Consider the following 6985-nt stretch of genomic DNA (forward strand, 5'->3'; position numbering starts at 1 on the left):
TTTGATTATTGATTTTCTGTATAATTTTTAAAATTGGTTAAGATCGATTGCCAGCCATCGCGTTGCAATTCGATTGCATTTTCGCTTTCGGGTTCAAAAATTTCTGTAACTAAAGTGCTATTGTCAAATTCATGAAATAAAACCGAAACTTTTCGACCATCCCCATCAATAGAATAACTTATTTTTTCCAATAGATTTACTTCAGAATAGGTTCCGCCAAAATCGAAGCTGTATTCCCCATTTTTGGAAGCCATGGTTGCTGTGAATCGTTTTCCTACTTCCAATTCATTTTCAGATTTTGGACAATGCCAATCCTCGGAAGCAAAATTCCAATTCACAATATGCTCTGGTTTGGTAAAACAATCCCACACCTTTTGTAGAGAAGCATTAATATGGATTCTAACAGTAATGTTTTGGGCAGGTCGCTCGGCAATATCTTTGACTTTCGCCAAGGCATTTGGCATCGTGTTTTGAAAAAAACTTTCAAAGGCTTCTACGGTTTCGTTGACTACTTTTAAAATAGTAATACCGTTATTCTCTGTTAAAAAATAACTTTCTTTAGCACCAGTCCAAGTAGCAATTTTTTCATCAATTGGACTTTCTTTCATGCCGTAAATTTCAGTAATATGCTTGAAAACCATTCGGTCAAAAGGTTTGTTTTCAAACACAACCGAAGACATTCCGTCACCATTCGGAGCTAAAAAATATATCTTAGAACCTTCTTCCCAGCTGGAAAGAGCATAACTTCCTTCGCAAAAAGCCGTCGTCCATTCTCGATACGTATCGTCGTCCCAAAGAGCAAACCATACTTTTTCTTTTGGTGCCTTTATTTCAATTGAAAATTCGAGTAATTTCATCCTTTTAGTTTAAAGTTTATGTTTATTTCAATACTTTTTATCCTGACTAACTCCATGTAATCGATTCTAAATTTAATAAATATTTTCTGATTACGAACTGCAGGATAATTGAGAACAACCTACTTTTTCTTTTGCCCAATTAGGTCTTTTAGCAAACCATTTTTCATTTTCGGGTTGTTCCTCATACGGATTTTTAAGCAATTTGTATAATTCATCAACTAAAGTATAATTTTCTTTATCCGCTTCATCAATCGCTAATTGCGCCATATAATTTCTGAAAACGTATTTCGGATTGACTACATTCATATTAATTTTTCGCGCTGCATCGCCTATTTTTTCCAATTGCAATCGATTTAAATAATTGGCAAACCAAATCGACCAAACCGAAGCGACTTCACCTTTTACTTTCTCAGGATTATAAAAAGAATAGGCTATTTTTTCGATTCCTATTTCAGGCGAATCATCTTTGGAAATCGAACTCAATAATCGAAAGAAAATAGTCATATCTGTTTCAATTGCTGCTAAATGATTCGTAAGTTGATGAATAAGTACTGCATCTGAATCCAATTCAAGGATTAATCCAAGTTTATTTCGCATCATCGCAATATATTCCTTTTCATAATGCTCTTCATAGGCATTAAGAATTGCTTCCAAACCTTCGGTTTCATTGATTAAAGGATATAGCGCATTCGCCAATTGGTATAAATTCCAAAGTGTAATTTGCGGTTGCTGACCAAATCGATAACGTCTTTGACCACTATCGGTGGTGTTGGGCGTCCAATCCGGATTGTAATCTTCTAGCCAACCATAAGGGCCGTAATCAATTGTAATTCCGTGAATGCTCATGTTATCCGTATTCATAACACCATGCACAAATCCAACACGCTGCCATTCCACTACCATTTTCCGAGTGGTATTTGCTACTCGTTCAAAAAAATCCAAATACTTTTGCTTTCCTTCTGATTGAATTTCAGCAAAATGATGTAGAATCGTATAATCCGTTAATTTTTTTAAGTTTTCGATATCATTTCTCGAAGCGAATAATTCAAAATTCCCAAAACGAATAAAGGAAGGCGCTACTCGACAAACAATTGCTCCGTTTTCATACGCCGGATTTCCATTGTATAAAACATCCCGTAACACTTTATCTCCAGAAGCAATTAAAGACAAAGACCGAGTGGTAGGAACTCCCAAATAATACATCGCTTCGGCACATAAATACTCCCGAATAGACGAACGTAACACTGCCAAACCATCGGCCGTTCTCGAATAAGGTGTTTTCCCAGCTCCTTTTAATTGAAGTGTATAAAATTGATTGTCATTTTCGATTTCAAATAAATTAATAGCCCTCCCATCTCCTAATTGTCCTGCCCAAACACCAAATTGATGTCCACCGTAGCACATAGCAAAAGGTTGTGTGTTGGGATATACTTCTTTCCCCGAAAAAACAGCTAAAAAAGATTCCGATTTTGATTCCTCTGAGGTAATTCCAACTAACTTTAATACTTCATCTGCCACGTGAATTACTTTTGGATTGCTAGGAATGGTTGGATGTAGTTTAGAAAAAGCCGCATGAAACACTTTACGAACCTCATTGGTTTCATTTATATCAGCAGGTAATTCGCTTGTAAATCTATTTTGAATGGCTAATTGCATTAATCTTATGTCTTTAATTATTCCAAAAGTAGCGATTAAATAGAAATGTTAACGTTATAAAATTGGTAAAAAATGTATATTTGACCCCAAATAACAACACCATGATTGCAACAGAAAAATCAACTTCACTAGAGCAGTATTTTCAACAGTTTAGAGAAAATATTGTAGGAATTCAACAAGAATTTGATTCGCCTTTCGGTCGAAAAAAAATCATTTATACCGATTGGACTGCTTCGGGTCGTTTGTACCGTCCTATTGAGGAAAAATTGTTGAATGATTTTGGTCCGTTCGTTGCCAATACCCATACCGAAACAACCGTTTCAGGGACTGCCATGACTATGGCCTACCATGAAGCGAGACATATTATTAAGCATCATACAAATGCTAATGATCATGATGTTTTAATTACCGATGGGACAGGAATGACAGGTGTTGTGAATAAGTTTCAGCGTATTTTAGGATTACGTATTACCGAAAATTTAAAAGCGTTTACCAATGTTCCAAAAGAATTAAAACCCATCGTTTTTATTTCGCATATGGAGCATCATTCCAATCAAACGTCATGGTTAGAGACCATTGCTGATGTGGAAGTAATTCCTGCTGATGAAAATGGCTTATTTTGCCTTACTGAATTTAAAAAAATAATCGAAAACCATAAAGACAGAAGCTTTAAAATTGCTTCTATTACTTCGTGTTCCAATGTTACGGGGATTCAAACACCATATCATGAAGTTGCCAAAATCATGCACCAAAACAATGGCGTTTGTTTTGTGGATTTTGCTTGCTCAGGACCTTATGTAAACATCAATATGCATCCAGAAGATCAAGACGCCTATTTGGACGCCATTTTCTTTTCTCCTCATAAATTTTTGGGTGGACCTGGTACCTCTGGTGTTTTGATTTTTAATAAAAATTTATATAAAAACAACGTTCCAGATTGTCCTGGTGGTGGTACCGTTTCATGGACAAACCCTTGGGGAGAGCACAAGTACATCGACAATATTGAAGATCGAGAAGATGGCGGAACTCCTGGGTTTTTACAAGTCATCAAAACCGCGTTAGCAATCCAACTGAAAGAAAAAATGGGCGTTTCCAACATCTTAGAAAGAGAGCACGAAATTGTCGATTTTGTTTTTTCGGAATTAGAAAAAGAAGATAACATCAATATTCTAGCTGGGCAACATAAAGATCGATTGGGTGTGATTTCTTTTTACATCAATGATTTACACTATAATTTAGGGGTAAAATTGTTGAATGATAAATTCGGAATTCAAACCCGTGGCGGATGCAGTTGTGCAGGAACTTACGGACATTATTTATTGCATGTCGATCAAGAAACTTCGCATAATTTGGTATGCCAAATTGATTCTGGCGATTTAATTCAAAAACCAGGATGGATTCGTATGTCGATTCACCCAACGACAACTAATGAGGAAATTCAGTTTGTCTGTAATGCGATTCGCGAGTTGGCTCGAAACCACAAACAATGGTCAAAAGACTATAATTACAACTCCAAAACAAACGAGTTTATTCATGTTAACGCTAAAAATGCTGAAAAAGAATTGGTTAAAAATTGGTTTTCTCTATAAAACAAAAAGCGCTGTAGTTACTGCGCTTTTTTATGTTTCCAACGTTTGTGTGTCCATAAATAATATTCCGGTTGCTCGTAAATTTGTTGTTCCACACGTGCCATGAAATCTTCCGAAATTTTATAATTCGGCACCGATTTTACATCTTCCGACAATACTTCAAAACTAGCTTCATAATAGCCTCGTTTAATTTTCTTCGTTCTTAAGAAAATCACATTCATATCATGACGTTTGGCTAGCATTTCAGCACCTATATGAATCGGCGTTTCTATACCCATAAAATGATGCCAATATAAATTATCACTCCAACGAGGCGTTTGGTCACTTGCAAACCCAAATACGCCTAGTTTCTTGTTTTTAGCACAGTCTTCAATTGTTTTTGATGTTTCTTTAGTAGTGATTAAAACCGCTTTAAACTTAGAACGTATATCCTTCACTAATTTATCAAAATGTGGATTGGCAATTTTTTTATAAATACCATACCCCGTATAATTGATGTGGTAATTCATAGAAACCACCCACTCATAACTGGCATAATGGGCACACATTAAAGCAATACTTTTATTTTTCTTTTCTAAATCGAGATAAACGTCTAGGTTTTTAAAATAGAATCTTTTTTCTATTTCTTTTTTAGAAATGGAGAGTGTTTTGATCATTTCCAAAAACATATCACACATATGACTGAAGAACTTTTTTTCAATTTCTAGACGTTCCTTATCTGATAAATGAGGCAACGCCATGGCTAAATTCTTTCGAACCGTCTTTTTTCTATAGCCAATAACATGGTAGACTAAAAAATAAACACCATCCGAAAACAGATATAATAATGGAAAAGGGAGTATAGAAATTATCCAAAGGATAGGATAAAATAATATATAAATTAGAAATTGCATCTTGACTAAATTTTGACAAATATAAAGTATATTATTTTTAATGACTTTGAATTGAATTGGATTTCCTAAATTTATATCAAAATTAACGTATGGATATATTTTTACTAGCCATTATAGGGGCGAACATTCTAATTAGCTACAAAGGTTTTAACGATTTAAGTTTTTTTAGAAAAAATGAATTTCACATCGGAAGTATCCGTGCGGGAGAGCAATTTAGAATGGTTTCATCTGGTTTTTTACACGGTGATTGGGCTCATTTATTTTTTAATATGTTCTCTTTATATATGTTTGGTCCTGAAGTTATTGATAGTTTTGGACCACTTTCGTTTATTCTTATTTATTTTGTGAGTCTAGTCGCAGGAAGTTTATTAACCTTAAGTTTTCACAATAACGATATTAATTATAGAGCCGTCGGAGCTTCGGGAGCAGTTACAGGGATTGTATACTCGGCAATTTTACTACATCCCGATATGAGTTTGTACCTCTATTTTATACCCATTCCAATCCCAGGTTATATCTTCGGAATTGGATATTTGTTGTATTCTATTTATGGTATGAAAGCACAAAATGACAATATAGGACATGTTGCCCATTTTGGCGGTGCAATTGGCGGGTATACAACAACATTAATAAAAGAACCCAATATGTTCGTCGATAATACGTTTATGGTAGTAGTACTTGCCATTCCTATCGTATTGCTATATATTTTGGCAAAATCTGATAAACTATAAATGGCACAGCATTTGCTTATGCATTAGTAATAAAATTCTTTAAAATATGAAAAATTTAGTTGTAACCCTATTAATGTTAGTATCCGTGATGATTTACGCTCAAGATCAAAAACAACAAGTTCCTCAAATCAATGTTTCTGGGGAAGGGAAGATAAAAGTAACACCTGATCAAGGAATTATTTCTTTAGGTGTTGAAAACACAGGTAAAGATGCTGCCGAAGTAAAAAAAGCAAACGACATCATTATCGAAAAAATATTGAAATTCATCAAGCAAAATAATATTCCACAATCCGATTTTCAAACTACCAATGTGAGTTTGTATAAAAATTATGATTATGAGAAGAAAAAATACAACTATGTGGCCAATCAAACCATTACAGTAACCTTAAAAGATTTGAAAAAATACGATGGCTTTATGATGGGAATTACCGATACAGGTGTGACCAACATCAACGGAGTAGAATTCAAATCCTCAAAAATGGAAATTTACGAAGCGGAAGCTCGTAAAAAAGCGATGCTAAATGCCAAGCAAAAGGCCTTAGATTATGTTTCCGTTTTAAGCCAAAAAGTAGGAAAAGCGATTTTAATTACTGATAATTCACAAGCCTACTATCCACAACCTATGTTTAAAGGCGCTATGCGAGTAGAAGCAATGGATGCTGGCGCTCCAAGAGAAACGTTAGCTATAGGCGAAATCGAAATTATTTCGAATGTTCAGGTGGCTTTTGTCTTGGAATAATTTATAATAGATAACTTCTAAAAAAGCTAGCCCTATGGTTAGCTTTTTTTGTTTTCTGTACAGCACTAATTCCTCGTATACAATTTTTTATATTTTTATGGCGTGTCCCTACGGGTCGGGCTATTCGTTGCAATCTGTCATTGCGAAGCACAAATCCATCAGTAGCTACTACATAGTAACGCAATAACAGGATTTACTCTACTATCCCTCACGCAAAGTGAACTGACAAAGTAATCTTTCAGGTTTGATAGTAAGGGTGAAATGCCCAATAGACATTCGGTAAAACAAAAAATCCTACCCGATTAGTCAGGTAGGATTTTATATAAAACATTTGCTTCGCCCGTTCGCTACGCTCGGGTGAGAATAAGAAGAGGACTGCCAATGGCAGTCAGGTATTCTCTCTTAAACCAATATAAAACAAAAAAGTCCTTCACTTTCGTGAAGGACTTTTCTAAAGAAAGGCAGCGACATACTCTCCCACATAACTGCAGTACCATCTGCGCTGTCGGGCTTAACTTCT

The 6985-nt window shown here is 35.0% G+C and carries 6 protein-coding genes; 3 read left to right on the top strand and 3 right to left on the bottom strand.

Annotation, left to right across the window (positions count from 1 at the left end; all coding sequences use genetic code 11):
* Window positions 1-5: 5 nt before the first annotated feature.
* Window positions 6-857: an SRPBCC domain-containing protein gene (locus tag EQG63_RS12385; protein ID WP_235827835.1), complete on the bottom strand. Its 852-nt coding sequence runs from the start codon at window positions 855-857 to the stop codon at window positions 6-8.
* A gap of 90 nt (window positions 858-947) precedes the next feature.
* The gene (locus tag EQG63_RS12015) at window positions 948-2513 is read right to left on the bottom strand and encodes a protein adenylyltransferase SelO (RefSeq protein WP_129436614.1); all 1566 of its coding nucleotides are present in this window, start codon (window positions 2511-2513) and stop codon (window positions 948-950) included.
* 101 nt (window positions 2514-2614) lie between these two features.
* On the opposite strand from EQG63_RS12015, the gene EQG63_RS12020 reads away from it, so the two are divergent.
* Window positions 2615-4102 carry an aminotransferase class V-fold PLP-dependent enzyme gene (locus EQG63_RS12020; RefSeq protein WP_129436615.1) on the top strand — a complete coding sequence of 496 codons (1488 nt, stop codon included), beginning with the start codon at window positions 2615-2617 and terminating at the stop codon, window positions 4100-4102.
* A gap of 17 nt (window positions 4103-4119) precedes the next feature.
* Here EQG63_RS12020 and EQG63_RS12025 read toward each other — a convergent pair whose 3' ends face one another.
* Window positions 4120-4995, bottom strand: a complete 876-nt coding sequence (locus EQG63_RS12025) for a lysophospholipid acyltransferase family protein (protein WP_129436616.1) — start codon at window positions 4993-4995, stop codon at window positions 4120-4122.
* A gap of 89 nt (window positions 4996-5084) precedes the next feature.
* On the opposite strand from EQG63_RS12025, the gene EQG63_RS12030 reads away from it, so the two are divergent.
* On the top strand, window positions 5085-5726 hold the full coding sequence (locus EQG63_RS12030) for a rhomboid family intramembrane serine protease (protein WP_129436617.1): 642 nt from the start codon (window positions 5085-5087) through the stop codon (window positions 5724-5726).
* A 46-nt stretch (window positions 5727-5772) separates the two neighbouring features.
* Window positions 5773-6465: an SIMPL domain-containing protein gene (locus tag EQG63_RS12035; RefSeq protein WP_129436618.1), complete on the top strand. Its 693-nt coding sequence runs from the start codon at window positions 5773-5775 to the stop codon at window positions 6463-6465.
* The last annotated feature ends 520 nt before the right edge of the window (window positions 6466-6985 follow it).

The organism is Flavobacterium amnicola, assembly GCF_004122165.1.
Lineage (GTDB): Bacteria > Bacteroidota > Bacteroidia > Flavobacteriales > Flavobacteriaceae > Flavobacterium > Flavobacterium amnicola.

Bases quoted from the DNA above. Each gene is read 5' to 3' on its own strand.
- EQG63_RS12385 (WP_235827835.1), bottom strand. From the start codon at position 857: ATGAAATTACTCGAATTTTCAATTGAAATAAAGGCACCAAAAGAAAAA.
- EQG63_RS12015 (WP_129436614.1), bottom strand. From the start codon at position 2,513: ATGCAATTAGCCATTCAAAATAGATTTACAAGCGAATTACCTGCTGAT.
- EQG63_RS12020 (WP_129436615.1), top strand. From the start codon at position 2,615: ATGATTGCAACAGAAAAATCAACTTCACTAGAGCAGTATTTTCAACAG.
- EQG63_RS12025 (WP_129436616.1), bottom strand. From the start codon at position 4,995: ATGCAATTTCTAATTTATATATTATTTTATCCTATCCTTTGGATAATT.
- EQG63_RS12030 (WP_129436617.1), top strand. From the start codon at position 5,085: ATGGATATATTTTTACTAGCCATTATAGGGGCGAACATTCTAATTAGC.
- EQG63_RS12035 (WP_129436618.1), top strand. From the start codon at position 5,773: ATGAAAAATTTAGTTGTAACCCTATTAATGTTAGTATCCGTGATGATT.